The following is a 25,829-nucleotide window of genomic DNA, read 5'->3' on the forward strand; positions in this document are numbered from 1 at the left end:
TTACAAGCCTTGACGAAAGCATGTTCGCCAGTGCCTTTAAATTCTTTGCCGTTGTCTGAGTAGGTGTATTCGATGGTGTAAGGGCATTCATCGACCACCTGACGCAGAAAGAGTTCGGCACTGTGTTGTGTCTTGTCCGGGAATACCCCTGCATAGAGTTCCCGGGAATAATCATCAATGGCGACGAACAGATACTCGCGTGGCAGCGTCTGATCTTCGCCCTTGATCAACGGGAGCCGCTTGCTGTCGAAGTGAACCAGCTCTCCAGGATATGATTTGTTGTAGCGTCTGGCTTCTCTTTTTCGTTTTTCTTCGAGTTCGCGCTCGACTTTAGCCAGCCGCTTCAGCCCATACTTGAGGCTACGAAAACGATCGTTGACACTCTTGCGGGGTACAAACTCCTGCTTCCTGGCCCGTGCGAGTATCTTGTAGATCGTTGGCCTCGAAACCCGGTAGAGTTCTGCCAGGCGACTGACCTTGTATTCGCCAGTCTGCCAAAGCTGCCAGATCTTCTGCCGATCATGAGGCGTTAACCGAATGTTTTTGTGCATGACCATGTTTACAAAATCCTCCCCTCGATATTATCGGATTCTGTAAACAACGCGTCAATTTCTTACACCTAAGCACTCCAAACATATCCGCTGAACCTATGAAAACGCATCGGGTCTGACCCGGGTATGGCACATCGGTGCGGCAGTTGCAGTCTTTCGCAAATCTCATGAGTTTTGACCGTTGGCTTGGTTTTTGGGAGGTTTACGGGCGGCCAAAGGTCAGTAAAAAAATGACCCTTGGTCAGAATTTACTTTTTCTTCTGAACTCCATCCAGGTGTTTTTGCGTAAAACCTTTCACATGTTATCAGTCAAAACTATCCAGGCATTCTTGGTCTAACGCCATCCATCAATTATCATGGCTACTGGCTTCCCGAATTGGGGGTTCTCGCCTAAAAATAGTGTGATGTGATTTTTTTCTCTCATGAGGCTTCTGACACAGCTTTCAATGTATATAAGATTTGACAGATATAATAATTCCGGTAAATTGTCGTGCGAGTAAGCTTCTTGGTGAATGAGAATTCATACTTCTGTGAGGGCAAAATCAGAGTAACCTGATGACGCAAAGCGACGGGTCCTGACAATTGGACAGCCAGGCCACCAGGGGCAGATGTAAAGTTGCAGATGGCTTGTTATGTCTTGATAGCGTTTTGGGTGTTTAAAATTTGAGCTAGCGAGGAGGGCGGATGGATCCCGAACTATTCAATGTTGTCTTTTCAGGGGAAGTCAAAAAGGGGGCTTTGGTAGACGAGGTGCAACAGCGCTTGGCGGCAATCTTTAAAATGTCGCCAGAGAAGGTTTGTGCAATTTTCACTGGACGCCCTGTCACGATCAAGTCCAACCTTGAGCTAACCATCGCTCAAAAATATCAAAGAGCCTTTGAAAGTGCGGGTGCCATTTGCGAAATTATCCCTGCTCAAAAAGAGCCCGAACCGTTAAAGTCCGTTCCTGCTGAAAATGCGACTACCACCGCAGACAAACCCGCTGCAACTAAATCATTCCCGGTGCAACCAAAGACGTCGAAATCCACCATATGCAAACCGAACCTTTCCGGGTTCTGGAGAAGAATATTGGCCTTCGTCTTTGACACAATCCTACTGGGTGTTTGGGGGACGGTGCTCGGTGTCTTTTTCTTTGATCAATTTGCACAAATGGGGCAATTCGGGCGCTTAGTCGGGTTTGTCTTCGCTATCCTGTATTTCGGTCTGCTGAACAGTGCTGTTGGGAAAGGCCAGACGCTTGGTAAGCGGTTGATGAAGATCCGGGTTGTTGACGCTGAGGATGGTTCCCATATCTCATTGGCTAAGTCTGCATGGCGTTATGTTGTTCTCTCTCTACCATTCCTTTGCAACGGACTTGTCCTACCACTTGACAATCAGATCGTCACGCTGCTGTTGGCTTTGGTTGTTTTTGGAATGGGCGGTTTGTTGTTCTACCTGTACCTTTTTAATCGCAATACGCGTCAGTCCATTCATGATTTGGCCGCAGGCACATTGGTTGTTCAATGCAAGCCAGGTGGCAGGCTCTATAGGCCCGGTATCTGGAAAGGGCACATAGTCATAACTGTTCTTTGGGTTGGGTTGATTGCCGTTGGTGTGCTGGTCGGTTTCCCAATGATTTCGCAAACGGGAACATTCCCAGAGATGTTGACACTCCAGCAAGAACTTATGAAAAATAAGGACATCCATGTTGCATCAGTCGCTTCGGGTGTGACTTCTATCGATGGGAAAGAGGCTGATTGGACGGCGGTAACAATTGTTGTGACGGATAGCGAAAAGATGGGTGAGGCGACCGCGAACCAGGTTGCATACGAAACATTCGCCCATTTTCCTTCCGCGAAAGAGAAGGACCTGCTTCGGATCACCGTCAATTATGGCTATGATATCGGGATAAGTTCTCGATGGCAGAATGATCGCTATAGTTACCCTCCTGAAACGTGGGAAAGTGCGATTCATGAACAGCAAGCGAGAAACCCAAATGTCATTGTAGAGAAGCAAGGAAACATAACAAACTTACATGTCGAAGGCAGTTTGGGTAAATCGCATGATCTCCCGTGTATTACTATCGATCAAGCGAAGAACATCTATACGCCAGCGGACCTCTATGCGAGTGCCGCAAGGTGTGTCATGGACGGCAGAGATAGTGATGGGGCCCAGATTTTTTACTTGGCCAGTGTATATGCTGTATATGATGCTTCTCGTGTTTCTGATAAGACAGCCAGCGGGGCCAGGCAGGTCCTTATTTTAAACAACTTTGGCAGTTTAGATCAGGAGAAGAGGGACCGTTTCACCCTAGAGACAGAGAAGATAAAAGATAACAACACTCAGAAATCCAAAGACTTTTGTCGTAAAGTAAAAAACTTGGGCAAGCCGGATTATCATCCTCAATATATGATACTGCACGGGATGAGTAACTTTTTGGATGGCCCCGAGGGTGATGGCCTTATTTCCGACTATGATCCGAATAAAAATTGGGATGAAGCACTGAGTGCCCTAACGTGGTGTAACGATTAAAAGCCTGCAACGAAGATCCCCGTAACACGAGAATAGTTATGGCAACATGTTGAATGCTAGGGAAGGGCAATGACCAAAACTGACATCGTAGAAAGAATCACCCTCTAAGGAGATATTTAAGCTGGGCCTAATGGAAATGTATATGTAGCCATCTATTTTTTATGGATGGCTTCTTTACTGTGAGGTGGGTTAATGGGAAATATCTACCGCATTACTGACCAGCCGTTTTTCAGTCGTATATCAGAGCCGTTTACGCCTTAGCTCATCGAGGCTCCACGGCCCGCCGCCGACGACAAACAAATAGAGAAAAATAAAACAGTAGAGGACGGCCAGTTCGCCCTTGTTGATAATCGGTAAAAAGCCTTCCGGGGCGTGAACCATGAAGTAGGCAAATGCCATCTGCCCTGACAGGATAAAGGCGGTCGAGCGGGTAAACAGCCCGAGCAAAATCAAAATGCCGCCGAAAAATTCGAGGATGCCGGCGAAGCCCATCAGGGAAAAGAGTTCAGCCGCCTCCTTACCGCCTGGCATCCCAAAAAGCTTCTGCGTGCCGTGGGGGATAAACAGGAAACCGGTGATAATCCGCAACACACTCAACAGTCGAGGCGACCAATGATCCAGAAGTAGTTCGAAGTTTTTCATCTGGTACACCATCCTTTTCTTTTTCGATAGTTAGGTTGTGAAACCGCGCTGTACTTTAAATATATTCGATCTGGAGACGGTTTCCACTGAGTCGGCCGGTTTTCTCTCCAACTCGTTTTGACTTGGCCATAGGTGAGAGGCATTTTACTGCCTGAAATGGTTAGAAGTGCAGACACTCTGGAGCCCAACCTGAAATCACCAGGTTGGGCTGCCTTGTATTTTGTCCCATATCTGGGTCTTGTTTTACCTGGAACTCGTCAATCAAGTTGCTGAAGCTTCAGGGTAACGAAAGGTGGTCGGATTTCAAGTGGATTGGTTTGGCGAATACGGATAGCGGGTGAGAGCAGGTGGAAATTTTCGTTGATAATAAGCAGAGTCAGGAGGTTTTTTGCGACCCGTGCAATCCCGGCAGCGACCAGGAGCGCAATCGTGGGATAAGACCCCGTCGCGCGTCAGTCTTCGACCGGGCGGGCTGGCGATTCCAGGAGCAACTGATAGAAAGCCAGATCAAGCCACCGGCTGAACTTGAAGCCAACCTGCGGCAGGGTGCCGACATGCTTGAAGCCGATTTTTTCATGAAGCACAATGCTTCCCGTGTTTGTCGCCTCAATGCCGCCGATCATCGCATGGACATCCTTCTGCCTGGCGGTTGCGATCAGTTCGCACATGACATCGCGTCCAAGTCCTTTTTTTCGATGATCCTTGTGCACATAAACAGAATGCTCCACGGTGTATTTGTAGGCGGGCCATGCCCGAAACGTACCATAGCTCCCGAAGGCTAAAAGTCGTCCCTCGCTGTCTTCAACGCCAATGACCGGAAAACCACCGGCCCGTTTGGCGTCGAACCAAGCAACCATACTCTCGGATGTCCGAGGTTTGTAGTCGAAGAGTGCCGTGGAGTTCAGAATGGCGTCATTAAAAATGTCAAGAATCGGTTCAGCATGCCGCTCGAAGGTACAATGCACGATGGTTTTCCCGTCCATTCGGGTCTCCTTGGAGGTTATGGGATGGTGGTTATAGCCGCGAGAAAGCGCGCTGGTTTGCGCGTCGGATTGCTGAAATCGATCTGGTGGCAAGCGTCATGGCAAGGCAATCGCCCTTTTGAAGCAGCACCTGATACCTCGGAAAACAAGGCAGCCTGGGTGATCCACGGCAGATGCGAAGAGCCCGGATTCGTTTGGCACTGAGGGGATTGATGTCCATGGCTCCAATATATTGGAACACAAAATTATTTACACGCCCGTTCTCGGATTGTATTCAGGAACACCTCTATCGCCAACGCCAAGGGTTATAGGCTTTTCCCGTCACAGGCTGTCTCGTTTGACATCCCCAAGGCTGAGACTATTCTTTCTTCATTGAACACCCTAACACAATGGAGACGGATATATGTCCCGGCCTAACGACACGTCTTTTTACCGAACTCTCCCCTTGGCCAGTGATCTCGCCCTGCGCCGTGGTTTCATGGTCGTAAATGAACCCTTGCTCGGCAACTTTCGTTTCGGTCGTCTGTTGGAGGTCCTTGACAAAGTCGCGGAAGAAACGGCGCTCCAATACGTTTGCCAATTCTATCCCGAAGCCCGCGTGGTGACGGCCGCTATTGACGAAATTCTGATCAAGCATGCCGCCGATGTTGCCCGTGATCTCGTTATAAAGGCCCGGATCAATCATGTCGGTCGCACGTCAATGGAAGTCGGCATCCGGGTCGAACATCCAGGCGACCCGGAGGTCCATATTGCCTCCTGTTTTTTCACCATGGTGGCCAGGATCGGTGTCGGTAGTCAGTCGGAGAGCGTCACAATACCGCCGCTTGAGTACGCCGATGACCTGGAAAAACAGCGCTATGCGAATGCCATTGCCAGTCGCGAGGCTTACCGGACAGCGCAGAGCGTGGCGCAGGAGCCCCCCACGCGGGAAGAATATGACCTGTTGAATCGTTTGCATCGCGCCCAAGAGGAGCCGAACTTCAATGGCCTGGTCGCCAGTCAGCTGGTGGCCGATTCCTGGGAGCGCATGTACCCAGAGCAGGAGAATGTTCCCACCACGATTTTCGGTGGTTACCTGGTCCGACGAGCTTATGAACTCTCGTCGATCTGCGCGGAACTGGTGGCTCCCAACCGACCGGTCATTGTGGCGGTGAACCGGATCAATTTCTTTCACCCCGTCCGTCTCGGGGACAAACTCCACTTCACCACCCGTGTGGTTTACACCGGAAAAACATCGGTGTCCGTCGAGGCAAACATCCAGAGAATAAGCCGCGACCGCACCAGTCAGGCGCTTTCCAACTCCTGCCTGTTTACTTTTGTGAACGTCAACAAAGACTTGACTCCCCAGCCAGTACCGACCATTTATCCCACCACCTACAGTGAGGACGCCCGCTATCTGCAAGCGTTTCGTCGAAGCAAGGGGTTGGGGCGACACCAGCATTAGGCCCGAGAAAATATCAATTATAGGGTTACGGTTTTTTGGATAGCCCTTTCATGAGGTGAGCGCCAGGAATGGTGGGTAGCGCCTTGAACGGCATCCAATAAAAAAGAGTCCCCCGGAGTAGATCTCCGGGGGCTTGGCGTTGACGATTAGTTTTCGGAGGATAAACTGCCGCTCTCCGCGTCGTCTTCAACCCCTTTCTTTTTCTTTCGAAGAATCGCCGCAGTGGCCAGCAGGAGGCCCGGTCCGGCGCAGCCGAAACAGGCGCCGCAAATCCCCCCGCAACCCGCTGACAGCAATACGGCGCCCAGACCGCTTCCGGTGGCCAGCAGCGACCAGGTCCAGTTTTCAGCTCTTTTTGCCATAACGGATCGCCCCTTCGTCGCAGATTCGCTCGCACTTCCCGCAGGGCATGCAGGAGTGGTGATCGATGACCGCCTTTTTGTGTTCTCCCTGGCCCTCCATGGCGATGGCCCACGTCGGGCAGATCGGTTTGCAGGATCCGCAGCCGGTACACTTGTGCGTGTCGATGCGGATACGTTTGCCCCACCTGCCGCCAAAGCGATTGGCTAGTGAGTCGAGGGCCCCTACCGGGCAGAGAAAGTTGCAGTAGGCGCGGCCCCCTCGGGCGAGAAACCCAAGCAGGAAGAGCAGCACCAGGTTGACAATGCCGTAGATCCGGAAAAAGTAGACCAGGTCGGCCTGGGTGTAGAGGGCTCCAAAAAACCGTGGCACCGCGGCGAAATTGCAGTAGGTGCAGCAAAGACTACCGAGCCCTACTGCCGGTGCGATGAGATAGGCTGCCAGGTAGCCGTAGCGCACCGGTGGCGCCGGGATGGCGCTATAATTGATCTTTAACCAGTTGGGGACCAGCCGACTGCCCAGTTCGGTGGCGCCTCCGATCGGACACAGGTGGCTGCACCACCAGCGCCCGAAAAAGAAGGTCGCGGCCAGGATAACCAGAACCAGGAGGACGCCGAGGAAGCTGCGCGCAAACCCCATCAGGAAGGCGTTGAGACTCATCCCCTCCCGCCAGGTGAAGAACATGCGCGGGCACCAGCGCCCACAGAAGTCGCCATCCCCCGTCGAGACCTGGAAAATCAGGGCCAGGGGCGGAAGAAAGAGCAGCAGGCTGATGATTAGGATGAGGGTGCGGTGGCGTTGGAAGAAGCCCCTGTGAACCCTGGGGTTAGTGCGTTTCGCCATGGCCTGCCCCTCTCTCCGTCCGAAATCTGATCGGCATGCTGAGCACCTGCTTGCCGCTGCTCAGGTCGTAAAAAGCCAGCATCTGAGCCGAAGGCTCCGGCTGCGTCGAAACCTCCCCCGTAGGACTAGGGGAGGTTTCGACCACGGGACAGCATTCCGGGGAGGCTTCCCTGGCTTGCTTTTCTGAAATAGTCTGGCCTGCAGAAGCGACCCCCGGACCCTTGCGTTTCAAAACCACCCAGAGGGCGATGCGATCGCGGGGCTTCACATTGACCAAGACATCGTCGCGGAGTTGCGGTTGCCGGTGCGGCGAGAGATCGAGGGCCGGAACGTTGTTGACAATCTCCACCTCCATCTCTGGCATTCCTTCGACGGCTATACGCACGTCGCCACGATAAGGCGGGATCACGGTGGCGGTGGCGATCAGGGTATAGCGGTCGAGTCCCTGGTCGAGCACGATCGGGTGGCGGGCTCTTCCGCCGTCGGCTTTGATCAGTCCCATGCTGTGGGCCGAATCGTAGAAGCGGGTGGAGGCGGCGACCAGGAAAAACACCAGGGCTCCGAGAAAAATTACAATTGTTTTCCATCGCATAGGCGTTCTCCTAGAACCGGTACATAACCTTGCCGAAAGCCGTGATGGGGGCTCCGGGACGGTAGGACACCTTGCCCGTGGTGTCTTTGGTGACCTCCATGGCGTAGCGTTTGTCAAAGATGTTGGCGATATCGAAGACGATATCCCAGGGGCCCTTTTCCCAGCCGACCATCAGGTTGGTGAGAAATTCGTAGCCGGGATATTTCTCGGTATTGGCGTTGTCCATGTAATAGGACCCCCAGGTGTTGGTGTCGATACGTGCCTTGAGGCCGGAGGGGTGGCGCCAATAAGCGAACAGACTGTACTGGTTTTCCGGAATGTAGGGCAGGGCGTTACCGTCGCGGGAGATATTCTCGGTAACAAAGGTCGGCGGCACGGTGGGCAGACGTGTGGTCACCGGCTCGCTGAAGGCGTCAAAGGTGAAGTCGCTGTAGGTGTAGGTGCCGCCCAGCTGTATTCCTCCCATCGGCCGGGTGTGCAGGGTAAGCTCGATCCCTTTCTTCTCGGTCTTACCCGCGTTGCTGTAGGTCGACACACCCCCTTCGGCGATGGTCTGGATGATTTCGTCGCTCACGGTCATGTAGAACACAGCGAGATCCAGAAAATCCCCCCCCTCGGTGCGAGCTTTGATACCCGTTTCGTAGTTGACGGTTACCGCCGGATCTAGACGCGGGTTGGTGGAGATCTCGGTGGATTGAGGCGTCTGGAAGCCCGTTGAGATGTTGCCGTAGAGGTTCACCTCGTCGGTCAGCTTGAAGACCGCGCCGATGCGCGGGCTGACGTAGTTGTAGGTCTCGCTGATGTCGATGTGCGGGTCGTCGGGAGTCACGTAATTGCCGGTGCTCCAGGAATATTCCTGGGTGATGTCGGCAGAAATATCGAAGAGAACCTGGTCGAAACGTACCCCGGCGTCCACCAGCCAGTGTTTGCCTAGAGAAAGCGACTCCTGCAGGTACACGCCCCATTTGGTCACCGTGTCGGCATCCTCTTCGATCTTGGCGCCTTTGCTGTCTGAGAGGGTTGCGGTGATGCGCCCGGTCAGGGGGTCGCCCGTCGTGGTGGTGTAGTCGCGATAGGCGTACTTGTCCCCCTCGGAGTCGTCGATCTGCAGGGTCACGCCGGTTACCAGCGTAGCGTCCGCACCAAACAGGGAATGCTTGAGAGTGAGCTGCTGGTCGGTGCCGTAGACCTGGGCGCCACCGTCATTGATTACCCCTGGAACCGGGTGCAGGTGATTCCAGTTCTGGTAATAGAAGATCGGCTTGTAGGTCAATGCATGAGTGAACTCTTTGTTCCCTTTTATCGACAGGAAATAGATCTCGCTATAGCGCCCATTGTGGCGGAAGGGTTCACTGGTACGCTGGCGGATGTTCTCCTCGAACTCTTCCCTGGTCAGGCTGCCGGGCAGCTGCAGATCGGCGGCGGTATAGGTCAAGGATACGTCGACCGATGTGCTGGCGTTGACCTGCTGACCGAATTTGAGGCCAGCTTGGGTAGAGTCGAAGGCGTTCCAGGCGCGCCAGCCGTCCGAAGACTTACGGGTGCCGAAAAGGGTCAGGTAGGAGGTGTCGTCAAAATTCTTACTGAAGATGAGGTTACTGAGGGTCGTATTGTTGCTGCCGTAGCCTAATTTAAAGCTGCGGATCTCCTCGTATGGGTTGACGGTCTGGATGTTGACTACCCCGCCAGCGGCGTTGGCGCCGTACAGAGTTGAGTTGGGGCCCTTGAGCACGTCAATGCGTTCAATGAGCTGGGTATCGACGAAGTCGAAGCGTGAGAGCCCATCGGGATCGGTGATTGGCACGCCATCGAGCAGGACCATGATTTCGCGCACGCCATAGCGGGCCTTGAGGCCGGCCCCTCGAATAATAAGGCGGGAATCGTAACCGTCGTTCTTTGTTTCCGATTGCACGCCGGCGATGCCGGACAGGCTCTCCTTGATGCCCAGCATACGGCTGTTTTTGATTTCATCACCGGTAATGACGGTGACCGCCGCCGGCACCTCATCAACCTGGCGCTCGGTGCGGGTCGCCGTGACCACGACCCCCTCGAGGTCGTGTGTGGATGGCTTGGGGAGTTCCTGGGCCGGACAGGTTCCGGCCCTGAGCGCCGCAAGGGCGCCCAGAATAAGCAATGACTTTTTCATGGAATGGTCTGTCTCCTGTCTTTGGATATAAGGGCTCGGACCTTCCCGAAGGAAGGATAGAAAATGCCCATCATGCCAGCCCCTGTGAAAAGGGGTGACCCATAACATGCGAAAAGGGATCTGATTTCAGGTGACAGGAGATATCTTTGGGGGAGGGATCTGCGGTCTGGGGTACTGGTGGATTGGATATTCAGGCGGTGTCGGCGGGTATTTCTCGAGGTGATTCAGCGCAACCGTCATGATCTTCCGGGGCATGAGAAAAACGTCCACGGTCTGCATCATAACCGGGTCACTGATGCCGCAGGGAAGAGATGCGATGGCTGGGCCCTGATCTGTTTGGTTTGGAGAGGGTTCTTTCTGACAACAGGCGGGTCGCTTTGCTATGGCGCAGCAGCAGGTCCCGGTGGCAATACGGGAGGGGGGGCAACCACACAGAGCGTGATCTCCCTGACAGACGTTGTAGGGCTTGGCCGTCGCCAGTGCTATGGCTATTGGTGGGGTCAGAAGGGCTACCTGGAGGACGAACAGCGCCAGCAGCTGCATGACAGCGGCGATACGTGCTCGTTTTTTTCTGATCAAGCCTGGCATTCGCTTCTCCGGGCGACAGCAGGGAGATCACCTGACATGACCTTTTATGCGCATTAAACGGGCATCAGAGTATCGGAAGCCCGACCAGCGTGATGACGCGATAGGCGGTTGTCAGGGCAAGATTTAGCATTTAGGTCAAGAAAGCCAGAATTCACCAGAACCCATCCCTGATGTTTAGCCTTTTTGTGCTGTCAAATCAGCGTTAACGCGGGAAAGGAGGCGTCCATTTCTGGGCTTCATATCATAAAATGCGCTAGACCAATGGATGGATATTTACCTCTTTTATTCCTTGAACTGTAGAATACGGCGAGCGCCTTTAAGAACGATCAGGCCGATGATGGTGCCGATTATGAAATCAGGTTAGGGGAACCGGTCCAGGCGACGAGTCCGCCGGCGATAATGACAACCAGGTTGACGATAACATCGTTGGCGAAAAAAATATAGCTTGCTTTCATGTGGGCGCCGCGTTCTTTTTTGGGGGAGTCGAGAAACAGGGACGTGACATTGGCCATCAGCGCCACCAGACCCATAACAATCAAGAGTTCGGAAACGGGTTCGCTTCCCGGAATGATGCGGAGCAGAACCTCGCCCAAGGCGCCGAGGCGAGCACCAGCTGCAGTAGCAACTTCAGACTTTTTGGCGACGTCAATAGGTGTGGATTCGAGGAGTCGTGCGCCCAAACCCAGGGCTTCCCGTTTTTAGAGAATGCTTGCCGAATCGCCCGTGTGGATAACGGCGACCTTTCTTTGAGAGAAGTCAAAGGAGATGGAAGTGATGCCCTGGGTTTTTCCAAGACCGTGCGGATAAGGTTCTTTTCGACAGCGCAGTCCATTTTGGGCACGGACAAAATAGTGCGGTGGTGGCTCTCGGCCGAAGTTGTCGCGGTAGAAAACCTTCTGAGATATTTTTTGAGGTCCAGTTAAAAACTGAAATGGCATTGTATCCCAGGGAAGTAGAAAAGATGGAATGTTTTTTGCTCTAAATTCAATGGTGCCCGGCAATTTTGCCCGAGCCAGTATCTCCGGGATGTGCCGAGTCAAAGGTTTGACAATCACGCTGTTGGGAGAGAGTGGTTTTGCCAAAGCGGCTATATACCTCCACTGCTGTAACAAAAAAATGCTCTGTCTCAATTTCTCTTGCCAAGAGGTGCCGCATGGATGAAACGCGTTCCATCGAAAAGAAGCTAGCGTCTACGCCCATCCCTGAACCTCGTATCCCTGCCCATCTGAAGGTTCGTTTTGGCGTCGAAGGAGAGAGGGCTCTGGAGGACTTTTCCGTTAATCTGAGTTCGGGCGGGATGTTTCTCGAAACACAGCGCCTGATGCCCCCCAATACACCCCTTCGTTTGGAATTTGATCTGCCGGCACCGCGGTGCACCATTCAATGCCGGGGACGGGTCGCCTGGGTCAACGAACTGCGCTCTGAAGGGCGCTGCAATCCCCATCTTCCTGCCGGCATGGGGGTGCAGTTTGTCGACCTGCCGCTGGACGACCTGGCTCTGCTACGGGAGTATATCCGGGGCAACAGGGTGTTGTCCGACTGGTAGGTGCATTCTTTGCCTCTGTCATAAATGCTGTATGGTGGGGGGTATTTCCTGTCTTGTTATGAAAGACTGTTTGTGCCTTGTTGGGTTTTTGTTTATTTTGACGGTTGTTTTGAAATTCGGTTTGGCATTGTTATGCCCAGGCGATGAGGGAAGATAGACCCTATGCATAAACCAGGCTTTTTACACGCCAAAGTGACGGAAAGCGCGATCACCTCGTTTTTTATTTACCTGCTTCTGGTGATGGTGGGGTTTATCTCAGCGGTTTATCTGGGTATTTTCCTCACCAACAAACAGACCATCGAAGACGGTCTTCTTACTCAAGGGCGCTGGATCTCTGAGAGCATCATTTTTGCACGAAACTGGAATTCACGATACGGGGGCGTTTATGTAGAAAAGGGACCGGGGGTCGAATCCAATCCGTATCTTGCCAACCCTGATTTTCAGGCCGTCGACGGCACCATCTACACCAAGAAAAATCCGGCGTTAATGGTTCGGGAAATTTCTGAAATGGTGGCCAAAGAGGGCACTTTTGATTTTCGTATAACCAGCCTAAACCCTGTCAACCCCGGCAATGTTCCGGATTCTCTGGAACGAGCGGCCCTGGCAGGTTTTGAGTATGGTGAAAAAGAGTTTTTTGCGCGGGAGCGCCAAGGGGAGGAAATCTATTTTCGCTATATAGCCCCCTTGGTTTTTGAATCTTCCTGCCTGGAATGCCACTCATCGGGATATGAGGTCGGCGATGTTCGGGGGGGGATCAGTGTCCGTTTCAATATTGGCGAGGTTGAACGGGCTTTACAGCGAAATCTTTATTTCATTGTTGGCTTGGCCATTTTGTCCTTCATCTCTCTGCTCGGTATTATCTACCGCCTGGTATATGGTTTGCGTGCTCGGCTGGTCGAGGCGGAAGACCGGTTGCATCGCCTGGCGGTGACCGATGAGTTGACCGGCCTGAAAAATCGCCGATACCTCCTGGAGCGGCTGCGTATTGAGCTGAAAAACGGTCTCCGTTACCATAAGCCCCTTGCCTGCATCATGTTCGATCTGGATCATTTCAAGCGCGTGAACGACTCGTATGGCCACGAGATAGGGGATCGCGTACTGAAGACTGTGGCGGATGTCGCCGAACTCTGCCGTCGGGAAAGTGATACCCTGAGCCGGTTTGGTGGTGAGGAATTCATGATTCTGTTACCGGAGACGGATGCAAGCGGGGCTGAAGTCGTCGCGGAGCGTCTTCGAAAGCAGATCGCGGATAACCCTATACCCTTGCAGGATGGTCGTACCTTGCAGATAACCGCCAGTTTTGGTGTAGCCGATCTGCGGCGAGTTGAAGAGGGGCTGAGCGAAGCGGAGAAGGATTTACTGCTGCGCGTGGATCATGCCCTCTATCAAGCCAAAGCCCATGGTCGCAACTGTGTGATAACACAAAAAGGCAAGGCCTAATCCATGAAAGATACCGAAACGTTTGAGGTTTGATGGGGTTTATTGTATTTTGTCCGCACTCAGATTTTGGCGGATACTGAATGGTGTGGCCGGTTCATTGTTGAACATGATTGAAAGTGGATTTGAATGAAGGATTGGTCGGGGAAAGAGCTCTGCTTTGAGTGTGCCGGCAAGTTGGGCGCCAATATCAATATAGGCCGCAAGATTAAGGGACGCTGTCATCGGTGCCACAGTGAGCAGACGCTGTTTAAGGTAACTGATATGCCCGTTGTCCCGGTTGCCGGCGAGGATGTCTGCGAGGAGTGCGGCCATCCTATCGGCACCCATGCTGCCAGCTGCCGCCGTTCGGAGCTGAAGGTGCTGCTCAATGAACGACAGGAGCTCATCGGGCTGCTGGAGGAAGAGGGCGTCTATCGCTCGGAGGAACCGTTGGCGGAGCAGTTTCGCCAATTGCTGCAAAAAGTCCGTAATGGCCGGCGCTCCTAGACCAATGATCTACTTTCCTTCGGCTGCTCTGGCGCAGTCGATGCACACCGGCGTGGCCGGGTCTATCTGCAGGCGCCCGGCGGGGATTTCCTCTTCGCATTTCACACAATACCCGTAATTGCCCGCCTGCAGACGGGAGAGGGCGGCGTGGAGCCGTTGTATTTCCTGTCCGATGCGGCGGGCCGAGGCCTGGGCCATGGCCTGCTGCTGCATGGCGTCCATGCGCGACAGGCGACCGACCCTGGTCTGGTCCAACTCCACCGGATCACCTTCCTTGCGTTGTTCGTCCCGGGCCTGCCGTATGGCGGCCAGTCGCTCTTCCAGTAATTTACGATAGTCTTCCAGATTCAGGTCTTCACGCATTGTTCGATCCGCTCGTTTGTTGGGGTGGATGGATGGCGCCCATGGTATAGAAAGACACTCAGGCTGTAAACGCTGTGTTCTTCGACCCCGCCCCTCCTTGGAGATGTCATGCCTCTCGACAGTCTGCCCGCGGTAAACAAAACCTCACCGACGGATGAAAGCCGTACCGCCCTGGTCCTGCTCACCAACGGTACCACGGACCCGGAAGGCCTGGCCGTGCTGGAGGAGATCGACGGCTGGATGCGGCGACGGTTTCCCGACAAGGCCCTCTGCTGGGCCTTCAACTCGCCCCGTATTCTGGCGGTTCTGCAGAATCAAGGGCTTCGGGTGCGCGGCCTGCCGCAGATCTTGGATGACCTGCGGCAGAAAGGCTTTGCCGCTGTGGTTGTGCAGCCGCTGAGCGTGGCCACAGCAGGGGAGGTCGCTTGTATCCCCGCCAGCCTGCAGGTGCAGACAGGGGGCCCACTGCTGGAGGCGCCGACGGCCGTGGCGGAGTTGATCGATACACTGACGCCCGGCCTCGATGCCGCCGAACCGACGGTCGTGGTTGCCCATGGCAGTGGGCACGATGCCGGGGCGCGTGAGCGCCTGCAGAGGTTGGCGGCAGAACTGGAAGCCCGTTTCCCCCGCCTGGTGGTGGCGAGTCTCAGGGGCTGGCCCGGTCTTGCCCCGCTGCAGCGCCTGCGGGCGCTGGTACAGAAAACCGGCCGCGTCCGCTTTGTTCCTCTGCTGCTGACCGCCGGTCACCATCTCCGTACCGATATTCTGGGCGACCAGCCGCAGAGCTGGCGGCACCAGTTGGGCGCGCGAGAGGTTTGTTGCAGCGAGCCTCTCGGCCGTAACCCGACCGTTCTGGAGATCTTTGCCCGGCAGATCGAAGCCGCGCTCCAGCGCCTGTCTCATCGTTAAGAGTTTTTATAATAGCGTTTTTATTCCATTCATTCCCGCCTGCTCCTTCTGCTGTTCATCCCCTAGTCTTGTCTATCTTGTTTGGGTTAAATTCCTCTATTTCGCAAAGAGCGGCGGCCTTTTGGTCGTCATTTGACGCTTTGGCAATTTTTGTAAAAAATTGTTTTAAAACCACTTGACGTAAACGTAAGGTTTGTGTATAGCTTGACACAGGAGTGCAGACAAGAAGGGGGGATCTGTCATGCATGAAGTGCCTTATCGTTCGGTCCCGGGGATGATCCGGGAAAACGCCGTCAGGTTTGCCGGTCGCACGGCCATCAGCTACAAAAAAGGGGGGCAGTATATCTCCCTGACCTACGAGCACTTCTACGAACGGGTGCTCATGGCGGCGAGGGGACTGCGCAAGGCGGGGGTCAGCCCGGGCGACCGGGTGGCCATTTTTTCGGAAAACCGGGCCGGCTGGGCCATTTCGGATATCGGCTCGCAGGCGGCTCGCGCTATCACCGTGCCGATATACGCCACCAACACGCCGGAGCAGGCGGCTTATGTCATCAACCACGCCGAGGCGAAGATCGTCTTCGTCTCCAATCGGGTCCAGTACGAGAAGCTGCTCAAGATTCGCGAGCAGATTCCGGGGGTCCGTCTGGTGGTCTCCTACGAACGGTTCATGGGGGACCTGTCCTTTCCCGTCTATACCCTCTATCAACTCTCTGAAATATCCCACCCGCTGACACCGGCGGAAAAAAAATCCATCGAAGACGATATCGAGGCCATTGGGCCGGACGATGTCCTCTCCATCATCTATACTTCTGGCACGACCGGGCCGCCCAAAGGGGTGGTACTCAGCCACGGCAATATGCTTTTCGACGCTTATTACGGGTCCAAAAGGCTGGGGGACGTGCAGCGCGAAGATGTGTTTCTGAGCTTTCTGCCCCTGAGCCATGTGCTGGAAAGGACGGCGGGCTATCATGCGCCCCTGATGCTGGGCGCCCATGTCGCTTTTGCCGAGAGCGTGGAAAAGGTGGTGGAGAATATGCAGGAGGTGCGGCCGACCACCATGGTCTGCGTACCGCGTCTGTTCGAGAAAATCTACGCGCGCATTCACGAGAACGTCCACCAGATGAATCCGCTGCGGCGGCGCCTTTTTTTTAGCGCCGTGGAGATGGGGCGACGCTATGTGGAGCTGCGTTATGTGAAGAGGCAACCGGCAGGTGGGCTGGCGCTGCGCTACCGCCTGGCCGACCGTCTGGTCTTTCGCAAAATTCGCCAGAAGTTCGGCGGGCGGCTGCGTTTCTGCATCAGCGGGGGGGCGCCTTTGGACAAGACTATCAACGAGTTCATGTGGGTCATCGGTATCCCGGTGTTTGAAGGCTACGGCCTGACCGAGACGAGTCCGGCCCTGACCCTGAGTACGAAGGACGCTTTACGCTTCGGTTCGGTGGGCAAGGCTCTGGAAAAAACCGAGCTGGCTCTGGCCGCGGATGGCGAGTTGCTGGTACGCGGGCCGCAGGTGATGCGGGGCTACTACCGCAGCGAGGAGGAAACGGCAGCGGTCTTTCAGGACGGCTGGTTGAAAACGGGTGATATCGCCCGCATCGACGGCGAAGGTTTCGTTCACATCATCGACCGTAAGAAGGAGATCATCATCACCTCGGGAGGCAAGAACATCGCCCCGCAGCCCATCGAGAGCGAACTGAAGCTGGACAAATACATCTCGCAGGCCATGGTGTACGGCGACGGCCGCCCCTATCTGGTGGCTCTGCTGACGCCCTATATCGAGCGCCTGCTTGAATTGGCCCAGCAGGAGAATATCCACTACTTCGATGTGGAGGACCTGGTTTCCAACGAAAAGGTGCTGGCTCTCTTCGAAGAGCGCATCGCCGCCGTGAACGGGCGACTGCCGAGCTATGAGACCATCAAGAAGTTTGCTCTTATCCCCCGGGACTTCTCCGTGGATGGCGGCGAACTGACGCCGACCCTCAAGCTCAAACGCAAAGTTATCTATCAGAAATATCAGGATAAGATCGATCGATTGTATCTGGAACCCGGCAATGGCTTCCCTGAAAGGGAGGCGTCAGACAATGGAGGAAACAGATGATAAGGATCAAACGGGTAGCCGTACTCGGTGCCGGGGTGATGGGCAGCACCATCGCCGCGCACCTGGCCAACGCAGGACTGGACGTCCTGCTTCTCGACATGGTCCCCCGCGAGCTGAAAGAGGAAGAGAAGGCGCGAGGACTGACTCTGGACAGCCCGGCGGTGCGCAATCGTCTCGCTGCGGACGGACTGGAGGCGGCCGCGCGCATGAAGCCGGCGGCCTTCTATGTGAAAGAGTACGCCCGCCGCGTGGAGGTGGGCAACTTCGCGGATGACATGACCCGTCTGCGGGAGTGCGACTGGGTAGTCGAAGTGGTGGTGGAGAATCTGGACATCAAAAAGACGCTCTTTCGCGAGCAGGTGGCGCCCAACCTCAAGGAAGGAGCCATTCTCTCCACCAATACCAGCGGGCTTTCCGTCAACGCCATGGCGCAGGCCCTGCCTGAGGCGGTGCGCCAAAACTTTCTGGTGACCCATTTCTTCAATCCGCCCCGCTACATGCGCCTGCTCGAAGTGGTGGGGTGCCAGCAGACGGATCCGCAGGTGCTCGAGGCGATGACCCAATTCCTCCGTCAGCGCCTGGGCAAGGGGGTGGTCGCCGCCAAGGATACGCCTAACTTTATCGCCAATCGCATCGGCGTCTATGCCATCTTCAAGTCGGTGCAGCACATGCTTGAGATGGGGATGACAGTGGAGGAAGTGGACGCCGTGGCCGGTCCCGCCACCGCTCGGCCCAAGAGCGCCGCCTTTCGCACCGCCGACCTGGTGGGGCTTGATACCCTGGTGCATGTCGGCAACAATTCCTACGAACTGCTGCCCGACGACGAGGAGCGCGAGGTCTTTCGGGTGCCCGAGTTCATGCAGGACATGGTCGGCAAAGGGCTGCTCGGCAACAAGAGCAAAAAGGGCTTCTACCGCAAGGAAAAAGGGGAAGGGGGCTCGCAGATCTTCTACTACGACTACCGCAAAGGCGACTACCAGCCGTCGGCGCGTCCCCGTTTCGCATCCGTCGACGCGGCCCGCCAGATCGACGATCCGGCCAAGCGTCTGCAGATGGTGGTCAGTGGTGCCGACCAGGGGGCCGAGTTCGCCTGGCGCAGCCTGCGCGACACCCTGCTCTACACTCTGCGTCGTCTGCCCGAGATCGCCGATGATATCGTCCATGTCGATAACGCCATGCGCTGGGGCTTCAACTGGGAGATCGGTCCCTTTGAGATGTTCGACGCCATCGGGGTGGCGGCCTTCGTCAAACGGGCACAGCAGGACGGCGTCGAAATCCCCGCGGTGCTGACCCGCCTCGAGTCCTTCTACCGTTTCGAAGACGGTGTGAAGCAGGCCTACGACCTGGCCGCCGGGGAGTACCGGCCGGTGGCCCTGGATCCCGGGCAGATCCGGCTGGATATTCTCAAGCGCGGCGGGGCCGTGGTGGAAAAGAACGCCAACTGCTCCGTCATCGATCTGGGGGACGGCGTCTTCGGCCTGGAGTTCCATTCGAAGATGAACGCCATCACCGGCGACATCCTCAGCATGACCCACAAGGCTCTGGCTCGGGCCGAGGCTGACGGCGTCGGCCTGGTCATCGGCAACCAGGGCGCCAATTTCTCGGTGGGGGCCAATTTGATGATGCTGGCCGTGGCCCTGGCCGAAGGCGCCTACGAAGATGTGGATTTGGCGGTGCGGGCCTTCCAGAAGGCGACCATGGCCATCAAATATTCTCCCATCCCGGTGGTGTCGGCGCCTTTCGGTCTGGCCCTCGGCGGCGGCTGTGAATTCTGCATTCATGCCGACGCCATCGCCGCCCACGCCGAGACTTACATGGGGCTGGTGGAAATCGGCGTCGGCCTCCTGCCTGCCGGCGGCGGCACCAAGGAGATGGCCTTGCGCGCGGCCCGCCTGGCGGCGACCTACGGCACCGACGTCTCTCCCTTCGTCTTCAAATTCTTCCAGAACATCGGCATGGCCAAGGTCTCTATGAGCGCCGCCGAACTCTATGAGCTGGGCTACATGGACGAGGGCGACGCCATCAGCATGAACGCCGACCGTCTCATTGCCGATGCCAAGCAGAAGGTGCTGGCTCTCGCCCGCAACTACCGGCCGGGCCGCCCCGAAGAGGGGGTCAAGGCGGCGGGACGCAGCGTGGCGGCCAGCATCCGCAGCCAGCTGTGGAACCTGCAGCAGGGGGGCTTTGTCACTCCTTACGAGGCGGAGATGGGCGGCGTTATCGCCGGCATCATCACCGGCGGCGACGTCCCTGCCGGCACGCCGATCAGCGAGCAGTACCTGCTCGAACTGGAGCGCGAAGGGTTCCTTAAACTCTGTGGCAATAAAAAGACGGCAGAGCGCATTCAGCACATGCTCAAGAAGGGCAAGCCGCTGCGCAACTGAGCCAGCCGTCTCTTTTAGACCGACACCATCGACACACACACGCAATTGGAGGTTTCCATGAGAAACGCCTATATACTGGCCGCCTACCGGACCCCGGGATGCCGGGCACACAAAGGAAAATTCAAGGACATGCGCCCGGATGACCTGGCCGCCGCCGCCATTGGAGGTCTGCTGGAGCGCACGGTCATCGAGGCGATGACCGTCGACGACGTGATTCTCGGCTGCGCCTTCCCCGAAGGGGAGCAGGGCATGAACGTGGCCCGCGTGGCCGCCATGCGGGCGGGCATGCCCTACCAGGTGCCGGCCCAGACCATCAACCGTTTCTGCTCATCGGGGCTGCAGGCCATCGCCCTGGCCGCCGAGCGCATCATGGCGGGTTTTGCCGACTGCATCCTGGCCGGTGGGGTCGAATCGATGACCACGGTCCCCATGGGAGGCAACAAGTTCAGCGCCAACCCGACGCTGGTCAGTCAGTGGCCGGAAGCCTACGTCTCCATGGGGATCACGGCGGAGCTGGTGGCGGAAAAGTATGGGGTCTCACGGGACGATCAGGATGCCTTCGCCCTGGCCAGTCACCAGAAAGCCGCCCAGGCCCAGGCGGAAGGACGCTTCACCGATGAAATCATCCCCGTCGACGTCGAGACGGCGACTCTGACCGGCAGTAAGGTGGCGAAAAGCCGGGAGACGGTCGCCGCCGATGACGGTGTACGGGCTGACACCAGCCTTGACGGGCTGGCCCGGCTCAAGCCGGCCTTCAAGGTCGGGGGGACAGTGACGGCGGGCAACGCCTCGCAGATGACCGACGGCGCCGCCAGCGTGCTCGTGGTGTCGGAGGACTATCTGAAGAAGACGGGCAAGGAACCCGTGGCCCGCTTCCTCTCTTTCGCTGCCCGCGGCGTGCCGCCGGAGATCATGGGGATCGGGCCGGTAGAGGCGGTGCCCGTGGCCCTGAAAATGGCCGGACTCAAGCAGGATGACCTCGGCCTGGTCGAACTCAATGAGGCCTTTGCCGCCCAGGCTCTGGCCGTGGTCCGTGAGCTGAAGCTGAATCCCGAAATCGTCAACGTCAATGGCGGCGCCATCGCCCTCGGCCATCCTCTCGGCTGCACCGGAGCCAAGCTGACCGCCACTCTGCTGGCGGAGATGGGGCGACGTCGCGAAAAATACGGCATGGTCTCCATGTGCATCGGCGGCGGCATGGGCGCGGCCGGCATCTTCGAGCGGCTCGGCTAGCCGCCAGCCTGAATCCTGAAATGAGGTGACTTATGACGACACGATTATTCAAGGGCGGAGAGTTTCTGGTAACCGAGGTGACAAAGGACGAGGTCTTCACCCCGGAGGACTTTAGCGACGAGCAGCGGGCCATCGGTGAAACCACCGAGCAGTTTGTCGCCAACGACATCGCTCCCCATATCGAGGAGATCGACCAGCAGAACTTCGACCTGGTGGTGGAGGGGATGCGCAAGGCCGGCGAACTCGGCCTGCTCATGATCGACGCCCCGGAGGAATACGGTGGCCTGGAGCTGGACAAGGCCACCAGCATGCTGGTCGGCGAAAAGATATCCTACGCCGGCTCCTTCTCGGTGGCCTACGCCGCCCATTCCGGCATCGGCACCCTGCCGCTGATCTACTACGGCACCGCCGCCCAGAAGGAGAAATATCTGGAGAAGATCATCAGCGGCGAGTGGATCGCGGCCTACTGCCTGACCGAGCCCGAGTCGGGCAGCGACGCTCTCGGGGCGCGGGCCACGGCCACCCTGTCGGAGGACGGCCAATATTACCTGCTCAACGGCACCAAGCAGTTCATTACCAACGGCGGCTTCGCCCAGCTCTTCACCGTCTTCGCCAAGGTGGACAAGGAGCACTTCACCGCCTTTCTGGTGGAGCGGGATTTCGACGGGCTGGTGATCGGGGCCGAAGAGAAGAAGCTCGGCATCAAGGGATCTTCCACCACCCAGATCATTCTCGATAACTGCAAGGTGCCGGTGGAAAATGTCCTTGGTGAAGTCGGCAAGGGGCACAAGATTGCCTTCAACGTCCTCAATGTCGGCCGTTTCAAGCTGGGCGCCGGGGTGACCGGCGCCGCCAAGATGGCCCTGGCCGAAGGGATCCGCTACGCCAACGAGCGCAAGCAGTTCGGCAAGCCCATCGCCTCTTTCGGGGCCATACAGGAGAAGTTCGCCAACCTGACCGCCGCCACCTTCGCCTCCGAATCCCTCGTCTACCGTCTGGCCGGTCTGCTCGATAACCGCCTGGCCACACTAGATAAAGGGGTGGACAACTACTACGATCTCTATCAGAAGGGAATCGAGGAATACGCCACCGAGTGCGCCATCTCCAAAGTGTACTGCAGCGAGGTACTGGCCGAGGTCGTCGATGAGGTGGTGCAGATCCACGGCGGCTACGGCTTCGTCAGCGAGTATCCGGCCGAACGCTACTACCGGGACGAGCGCATCAACCGCATCTTCGAGGGGACCAACGAGGTTAACCGTCTGCTCATCCCCGGCATGATCCTGCGCAAAGCCATGAAGGGGGAGCTGCCCCTGCAGAAGGAAGCCATGAAAGCCCTGGAAGGCCTGATGACGCCCAGCTTCGAGGAGATCGACGACAGCCTGCCTTTTGCCCGCGAGAAGGTGCTGCTCAAGAATCTCAAGGCCGTCTTCCTGCTGCTGGCCGGCGCGGCGGTGCAGAAGTACCTCATGCGCCTGCAGGATGAGCAGGAGATTCTCACGGCCGCCGCCGATATCGCCATCGAAATTTTCGCCCTGGAGAGCGCCGTGTTGCGGGCAGAAAAGTCATTGGTCAAAGCCAGTGACAAACGCCAGGAACTGCTAGCGGCGGTGGTGAAGGTCTGCGCTTTCCGAACGGCGGAGGAGGTGGGAACAGCGGCCAGGCGGGGAGCCTTCTATGTGGAAGAAGGGGATAATCTGACCATGATGCTCAGTGGCATCCGCCGCTACACCCGTTATGACGCCACGGGTCTGCTGCCGGCCAAGCGGCGACTGGCCGAAGAGGCCATCAGCGCTGAAAAGTATATTTTTCAGTGAGCCACAGGGCCCTCATGATGCCTGCGGATAAGCCCGTTTTTGCGCCTGTTCCCGAGTCTCCAGGGGAGGAAAGCCTGCGCAAGCACACGGTCAACACACCCTACATGGTGGGTGAGGTCCATTTCTATGCGACGGAACTCCAGGGCGAGCCGGTATTGTTCGATACCGGCCCGCCCACGGAGGAGGGGAGGCAGGCCCTGTGCCGCAGTGTCGACCTCGCGCGGCTGCGTCATGTGTTTATTACCCATTGTCACGTGGACCACTACGGGCTGGCGGGTTTTATCGCTGAAAACAGCGACGCCGTCATCTATGTGCCGCGCCTGGACGCGCTCAAGATGCGTCATCATGCACAGCGCCTGGCGTTCATGGAGGATGAGCTGAGACAGCTGGGCTTCGCGCCGGGCTTTGTCGACGCTTTTCGCCGGGGGCTGGAACGCAGCGAACTCTTTCCCCGCCTGCCCAAGCGGATGGAGATCGTCGAGGATTCAGACGTGCCGGCCCGCCTCGGCATCGGGGTGCTGGCGGCGCCGGGCCACTGCCAGAGCGACCTGGTCTATCAGGCCAATGGCTGCGCGGTGACGGGCGATATCCTGCTGCGTCACATCTTTCAGGCGCCGCTGCTCGACTTTGACCTGCAGACCCTGCAGGGGCGCTTTGCCAACTACCGGGCTTACTGCGACAGCCTCAAAAAACTGCAGGCACTGCAGGGACTGCGCATTCGGCCCGGGCATCGGGATTATGTGACCGGGCTGGAGGAGACGATCCTGTTCTATGTCAACAAGCTCGTCCAGCGGGCCGCCAAGGTGGCGGCCTTTCCGGTCGAGCTGCCCGTGGCCCGGGTGCTGGAACGCATGCTTCCCGTCCCCGCTCCGGATCCTTTTATCGCCTACCTGAAAGCCTCGGAAGTGGTCTTCATGCGCGATTACCTGGCCGAACCTTGGCGGCTGCAGGAAGCGCTGGCGGTCTTGGGGCTGCTGGACCGGTTCAGCCAGGGACAGGGCCACTCAACCAACAAAGGGGAGGATTTATGATCGTTCGTCTGTTGCTGTCCCTGCTGCTGCTGGCGCCACTGCCGACCTTGGCGGTCGAAGTCGAAGGCGTTCAACTGCCGGACCGGCTGGAGGTTCAGGGAGAAACCCTGCACCACAACGGCCACGGCATCCGCAAGAAACTCTTCTTCGATATCTATATCGGTTCTCTCTATACCGCCACGCCCGTGCATAGTCTGTCGGAAGTCCTGGCCAGTCCCGGGGCCAAGCTCATCCGCATGGACTTTCTCTACAAGAAGGTGGAAAAGGAAAAAATTATCGAAGCCTTCCGCGAAGGGCTCGCCAACCAGTCCGCTGCCCTGGCCGCCGGAGAGGAGGCCCAGGCGTTTCTGGGCTGGTTCGGCCGGGATTTCGTGCGGGGTGACCGGGTAGAGCTGGAACTGGGCGGCGACGGCACCGTGGCGGCCCGCCACAATGGCGAGCTGTTGGGAACGCTGCGCTCACCGGCTTTTGCCGAGGCGGTGCTGGGGATCTATCTGGGGGACAAGCCGGCGGACGCTCGTCTCAAGGCCGGCATGCTGCAAGGCAAAGAGCGCTGATAAAAAAGGAGTGGATGGTATGGGAAGTCTGAAGGGCAAAACTCTGTTCATTACCGGCGCCAGTCGGGGCATCGGCGCGGCCATCGCGCTGCGGGCCGCCCGCGACGGCGCCAACATCGTCATTGCCGCCAAAAGCAGCCGGCCTCATCCCCGCCTGCCCGGCACCATCCATACCGTGGCGGCTGACATCGAAGCCGCCGGCGGCCGCGCCCTGGCGCTGCAAATGGATATTCGCGACGAACAGCAGGTGGCCGCCGCGGCGGCGCAGGCGGCGGAAACTTTCGGCGGTATCGATATCCTCGTCAACAATGCCTCCGCCATTTATCTGGCCGGCACGCTTCAGACGCCGCCCAAGCGTCTTGATCTCATGTTTCAGGTCAACGTGCGCGGCACCTTTCTGGCCAGCCAGGCCTGCCTGCCCTACCTGCTGCAGGGGGACAACCCGCATATCCTGAATCTGTCACCGCCGCTCGATCTGAGCCCGCGCTGGTTCAAGGATCACACCGCTTATACCATCAGCAAGTACGGTATGAGCCTGTGCGTGCTGGGGATGGCGGCCGAGTTTCAGGGGAAGGTGGCGGTCAACGCCCTCTGGCCGAAGACGGTCATTCACACCGCCGCGCTGGCCATGCTGGGTGGTCTGGTGCCGCCCGAGGCCTGTCGGACACCGGAGATTGTGGCGGATGCGGCTCATGCCGTGATCTGTCGGCCGTCGGCAGTCTGCAGCGGCCGTTTTTTCATTGACGAGGAAGTGCTGCGTGAAGAGGGGGTGAAGGATTTCGAGGGCTACGCCGTCTCGCCGGGGCACCCGCTGCATACGGACCTTTTTCTGGCGTCCGACTAGGTGGTCTTGCCGGCCGACTGTTCCGCCAGGATGCCTTGAATGCGGGCGCGGTAGTCGACGATATCCTTGCGCAGGGAGGCGAGGCGGGAGATCTTTTCATCGACTTTGTTGATATGCAGGTCGAGCATCTCCAGCAGTTGGGGCGTGATGGTGCTGAAATCCTGGTTGTGGGTGTCGAAGTTGCGGGACAATTCCTGCATTTCCTTGAGGCTCAGCCCCAAATCCTTCATTTTGAGGATAAACTTGAGGCGCAGAATATCGTTGCGAGAATAGAGCCTGGCGCCGCCTCCCAGTCGTTCGGAGGGGCCCATCAGGCCGATCTCTTCGTAGTAACGGATGGTTCGCGTCGTGATGCCGAGGCGGATGGCGAGTTCGCCGATCTGGACCAGTTCAGCCGATGTTGAGGTCATAGTCTTCCCTTTACGTAAGGTTTTATTGGTTTGATTATCACCGGGATAACGGGT

24 protein-coding genes and 1 riboswitch are annotated in these 25,829 nt (G+C 57.0%); of the genes, 13 read left to right on the plus strand and 11 right to left on the minus strand.

Going from position 1 to position 25,829, the window contains the following annotated elements; translation table 11 throughout:
- Positions 1-557: DDE-type integrase/transposase/recombinase (locus MJO47_RS14665; RefSeq protein WP_253961906.1), on the minus strand; the 557-nt coding region annotated here is incomplete at its 3' end.
- Positions 558-1,076: 519 nt separating this feature from the next.
- Positions 1,077-1,154, plus strand: a riboswitch (cyclic di-GMP riboswitch).
- Between the two features lie 81 nt (positions 1,155-1,235).
- Here MJO47_RS14665 and MJO47_RS14670 point away from each other — a divergent pair.
- Positions 1,236-3,062: an RDD family protein gene (locus tag MJO47_RS14670; protein ID WP_253961907.1), complete on the plus strand. Its 1,827-nt coding sequence runs from the start codon at positions 1,236-1,238 to the stop codon at positions 3,060-3,062.
- A 240-nt stretch (positions 3,063-3,302) separates the two neighbouring features.
- Here the strand turns inward: MJO47_RS14670 and MJO47_RS14675 are convergent, their stop codons facing one another.
- Together MJO47_RS14675 and MJO47_RS14680 are read right to left on the minus strand one after the other, a co-directional pair.
- Positions 3,303-3,704: a DoxX family protein gene (locus MJO47_RS14675; protein ID WP_253961908.1), complete on the minus strand. Its 402-nt coding sequence runs from the start codon at positions 3,702-3,704 to the stop codon at positions 3,303-3,305.
- 452 nt (positions 3,705-4,156) lie between these two features.
- Positions 4,157-4,687, minus strand: coding sequence for a GNAT family N-acetyltransferase (locus MJO47_RS14680; protein WP_253961909.1), 531 nt, complete (start codon positions 4,685-4,687; stop codon positions 4,157-4,159).
- 403 nt (positions 4,688-5,090) lie between these two features.
- On the opposite strand from MJO47_RS14680, the gene MJO47_RS14685 reads away from it, so the two are divergent.
- Positions 5,091-6,131: a hotdog domain-containing protein gene (locus tag MJO47_RS14685; RefSeq protein ID WP_253961910.1), complete on the plus strand. Its 1,041-nt coding sequence runs from the start codon at positions 5,091-5,093 to the stop codon at positions 6,129-6,131.
- Positions 6,132-6,277: 146 nt separating this feature from the next.
- On the opposite strand, the gene MJO47_RS14690 is transcribed toward MJO47_RS14685, so the two are convergent.
- From MJO47_RS14690 to MJO47_RS14715, 6 genes are all read right to left on the minus strand, one after another.
- Entirely contained in the window at positions 6,278-6,493 is a 216-nt protein-coding gene (locus tag MJO47_RS14690; protein ID WP_253961911.1) for a hypothetical protein, read from the minus strand.
- The gene (locus MJO47_RS14695) at positions 6,477-7,334 is read right to left on the minus strand and encodes a 4Fe-4S binding protein (protein ID WP_253961912.1); all 858 of its coding nucleotides are present in this window, start codon (positions 7,332-7,334) and stop codon (positions 6,477-6,479) included. Before MJO47_RS14695 ends, MJO47_RS14690 begins: the two co-directional genes overlap by 17 nt.
- The gene (locus MJO47_RS14700; RefSeq protein WP_253961913.1) at positions 7,318-7,926 is read right to left on the minus strand and encodes a hypothetical protein; all 609 of its coding nucleotides are present in this window, start codon (positions 7,924-7,926) and stop codon (positions 7,318-7,320) included. Before MJO47_RS14700 ends, MJO47_RS14695 begins: the two co-directional genes overlap by 17 nt.
- Before the next feature lie 10 nt (positions 7,927-7,936).
- A complete protein-coding gene (locus MJO47_RS14705) occupies positions 7,937-10,072 on the minus strand; it encodes a TonB-dependent receptor (RefSeq protein WP_253961914.1) in 2,136 nt (711 codons plus the stop codon).
- A 935-nt stretch (positions 10,073-11,007) separates the two neighbouring features.
- Positions 11,008-11,340, minus strand: coding sequence for a hypothetical protein (locus tag MJO47_RS14710; RefSeq protein ID WP_253961915.1), 333 nt, complete (start codon positions 11,338-11,340; stop codon positions 11,008-11,010).
- Positions 11,341-11,358: 18 nt separating this feature from the next.
- The gene (locus tag MJO47_RS14715; RefSeq protein WP_253961916.1) at positions 11,359-11,742 is read right to left on the minus strand and encodes a hypothetical protein; all 384 of its coding nucleotides are present in this window, start codon (positions 11,740-11,742) and stop codon (positions 11,359-11,361) included.
- Between the two features lie 71 nt (positions 11,743-11,813).
- On the opposite strand from MJO47_RS14715, the gene MJO47_RS14720 reads away from it, so the two are divergent.
- The 3 genes from MJO47_RS14720 to MJO47_RS14730 all read left to right on the plus strand — a co-directional run bounded on the left by MJO47_RS14720 (position 11,814) and on the right by MJO47_RS14730 (position 14,132).
- On the plus strand, positions 11,814-12,206 hold the full coding sequence (locus MJO47_RS14720) for a TIGR02266 family protein (RefSeq protein ID WP_253961917.1): 393 nt from the start codon (positions 11,814-11,816) through the stop codon (positions 12,204-12,206).
- Positions 12,207-12,368: 162 nt separating this feature from the next.
- Positions 12,369-13,646, plus strand: coding sequence for a diguanylate cyclase (locus tag MJO47_RS14725; protein ID WP_253961918.1), 1,278 nt, complete (start codon positions 12,369-12,371; stop codon positions 13,644-13,646).
- A gap of 126 nt (positions 13,647-13,772) precedes the next feature.
- Positions 13,773-14,132 (plus strand): hypothetical protein, encoded by a 360-nt coding sequence (locus tag MJO47_RS14730; RefSeq protein WP_253961919.1) that lies wholly within the window; start codon positions 13,773-13,775, stop codon positions 14,130-14,132.
- A 9-nt stretch (positions 14,133-14,141) separates the two neighbouring features.
- On the opposite strand, the gene MJO47_RS14735 is transcribed toward MJO47_RS14730, so the two are convergent.
- Positions 14,142-14,495 carry a TraR/DksA family transcriptional regulator gene (locus tag MJO47_RS14735; RefSeq protein ID WP_253961920.1) on the minus strand — a complete coding sequence of 118 codons (354 nt, stop codon included), beginning with the start codon at positions 14,493-14,495 and terminating at the stop codon, positions 14,142-14,144.
- 108 nt (positions 14,496-14,603) lie between these two features.
- On the opposite strand from MJO47_RS14735, the gene MJO47_RS14740 reads away from it, so the two are divergent.
- From MJO47_RS14740 to MJO47_RS14775, 8 genes are all read left to right on the plus strand, one after another.
- Positions 14,604-15,404, plus strand: coding sequence for a sirohydrochlorin cobaltochelatase (locus MJO47_RS14740; RefSeq protein ID WP_253961921.1), 801 nt, complete (start codon positions 14,604-14,606; stop codon positions 15,402-15,404).
- A gap of 241 nt (positions 15,405-15,645) precedes the next feature.
- A complete protein-coding gene (locus MJO47_RS14745) occupies positions 15,646-17,502 on the plus strand; it encodes a long-chain fatty acid--CoA ligase (protein ID WP_253961922.1) in 1,857 nt (618 codons plus the stop codon).
- On the plus strand, positions 17,499-19,886 hold the full coding sequence (locus tag MJO47_RS14750; protein WP_253961923.1) for a 3-hydroxyacyl-CoA dehydrogenase/enoyl-CoA hydratase family protein: 2,388 nt from the start codon (positions 17,499-17,501) through the stop codon (positions 19,884-19,886). The genes MJO47_RS14745 and MJO47_RS14750 overlap by 4 nt, the downstream gene beginning before the upstream one ends.
- A gap of 57 nt (positions 19,887-19,943) precedes the next feature.
- Complete coding sequence (locus MJO47_RS14755) at positions 19,944-21,119, plus strand: acetyl-CoA C-acyltransferase (RefSeq protein ID WP_253961924.1); 1,176 nt, start codon at positions 19,944-19,946, stop codon at positions 21,117-21,119.
- 32 nt (positions 21,120-21,151) lie between these two features.
- Positions 21,152-22,933 (plus strand): acyl-CoA dehydrogenase family protein, encoded by a 1,782-nt coding sequence (locus MJO47_RS14760; protein ID WP_253961925.1) that lies wholly within the window; start codon positions 21,152-21,154, stop codon positions 22,931-22,933.
- Between the two features lie 14 nt (positions 22,934-22,947).
- Complete coding sequence (locus MJO47_RS14765; RefSeq protein WP_253961926.1) at positions 22,948-23,964, plus strand: MBL fold metallo-hydrolase; 1,017 nt, start codon at positions 22,948-22,950, stop codon at positions 23,962-23,964.
- Entirely contained in the window at positions 23,961-24,521 is a 561-nt protein-coding gene (locus tag MJO47_RS14770; protein ID WP_253961927.1) for a chalcone isomerase family protein, read from the plus strand. The genes MJO47_RS14765 and MJO47_RS14770 overlap by 4 nt, the downstream gene beginning before the upstream one ends.
- A 19-nt stretch (positions 24,522-24,540) precedes the next feature.
- On the plus strand, positions 24,541-25,365 hold the full coding sequence (locus MJO47_RS14775) for an NAD(P)-dependent oxidoreductase (RefSeq protein WP_253961928.1): 825 nt from the start codon (positions 24,541-24,543) through the stop codon (positions 25,363-25,365).
- Here the strand turns inward: MJO47_RS14775 and MJO47_RS14780 are convergent.
- Positions 25,362-25,775 (minus strand): MerR family transcriptional regulator, encoded by a 414-nt coding sequence (locus tag MJO47_RS14780; RefSeq protein ID WP_253961929.1) that lies wholly within the window; start codon positions 25,773-25,775, stop codon positions 25,362-25,364. The genes MJO47_RS14775 and MJO47_RS14780 overlap by 4 nt on opposite strands.
- Positions 25,776-25,829 lie beyond the last annotated feature (54 nt).

The organism is Desulfuromonas sp. KJ2020 (genome assembly GCF_024197615.1).
Taxonomy (GTDB): Bacteria; Desulfobacterota; Desulfuromonadia; order Desulfuromonadales; family SZUA-540; genus SZUA-540.

Bases quoted from the DNA above. Each gene is read 5' to 3' on its own strand.
- MJO47_RS14670 (WP_253961907.1), top strand. From the start codon at position 1,236: ATGGATCCCGAACTATTCAATGTTGTCTTTTCAGGGGAAGTCAAAAAG.
- MJO47_RS14675 (WP_253961908.1), bottom strand. From the start codon at position 3,704: ATGAAAAACTTCGAACTACTTCTGGATCATTGGTCGCCTCGACTGTTG.
- MJO47_RS14680 (WP_253961909.1), bottom strand. From the start codon at position 4,687: ATGGACGGGAAAACCATCGTGCATTGTACCTTCGAGCGGCATGCTGAA.
- MJO47_RS14685 (WP_253961910.1), top strand. From the start codon at position 5,091: ATGTCCCGGCCTAACGACACGTCTTTTTACCGAACTCTCCCCTTGGCC.
- MJO47_RS14690 (WP_253961911.1), bottom strand. From the start codon at position 6,493: ATGGCAAAAAGAGCTGAAAACTGGACCTGGTCGCTGCTGGCCACCGGA.
- MJO47_RS14695 (WP_253961912.1), bottom strand. From the start codon at position 7,334: ATGGCGAAACGCACTAACCCCAGGGTTCACAGGGGCTTCTTCCAACGC.
- MJO47_RS14700 (WP_253961913.1), bottom strand. From the start codon at position 7,926: ATGCGATGGAAAACAATTGTAATTTTTCTCGGAGCCCTGGTGTTTTTC.
- MJO47_RS14705 (WP_253961914.1), bottom strand. From the start codon at position 10,072: ATGAAAAAGTCATTGCTTATTCTGGGCGCCCTTGCGGCGCTCAGGGCC.
- MJO47_RS14720 (WP_253961917.1), top strand. From the start codon at position 11,814: ATGGATGAAACGCGTTCCATCGAAAAGAAGCTAGCGTCTACGCCCATC.
- MJO47_RS14725 (WP_253961918.1), top strand. From the start codon at position 12,369: ATGCATAAACCAGGCTTTTTACACGCCAAAGTGACGGAAAGCGCGATC.
- MJO47_RS14730 (WP_253961919.1), top strand. From the start codon at position 13,773: ATGAAGGATTGGTCGGGGAAAGAGCTCTGCTTTGAGTGTGCCGGCAAG.
- MJO47_RS14735 (WP_253961920.1), bottom strand. From the start codon at position 14,495: ATGCGTGAAGACCTGAATCTGGAAGACTATCGTAAATTACTGGAAGAG.
- MJO47_RS14740 (WP_253961921.1), top strand. From the start codon at position 14,604: ATGCCTCTCGACAGTCTGCCCGCGGTAAACAAAACCTCACCGACGGAT.
- MJO47_RS14745 (WP_253961922.1), top strand. From the start codon at position 15,646: ATGCATGAAGTGCCTTATCGTTCGGTCCCGGGGATGATCCGGGAAAAC.
- MJO47_RS14750 (WP_253961923.1), top strand. From the start codon at position 17,499: ATGATAAGGATCAAACGGGTAGCCGTACTCGGTGCCGGGGTGATGGGC.
- MJO47_RS14755 (WP_253961924.1), top strand. From the start codon at position 19,944: ATGAGAAACGCCTATATACTGGCCGCCTACCGGACCCCGGGATGCCGG.
- MJO47_RS14760 (WP_253961925.1), top strand. From the start codon at position 21,152: ATGACGACACGATTATTCAAGGGCGGAGAGTTTCTGGTAACCGAGGTG.
- MJO47_RS14765 (WP_253961926.1), top strand. From the start codon at position 22,948: ATGATGCCTGCGGATAAGCCCGTTTTTGCGCCTGTTCCCGAGTCTCCA.
- MJO47_RS14770 (WP_253961927.1), top strand. From the start codon at position 23,961: ATGATCGTTCGTCTGTTGCTGTCCCTGCTGCTGCTGGCGCCACTGCCG.
- MJO47_RS14775 (WP_253961928.1), top strand. From the start codon at position 24,541: ATGGGAAGTCTGAAGGGCAAAACTCTGTTCATTACCGGCGCCAGTCGG.
- MJO47_RS14780 (WP_253961929.1), bottom strand. From the start codon at position 25,775: ATGACCTCAACATCGGCTGAACTGGTCCAGATCGGCGAACTCGCCATC.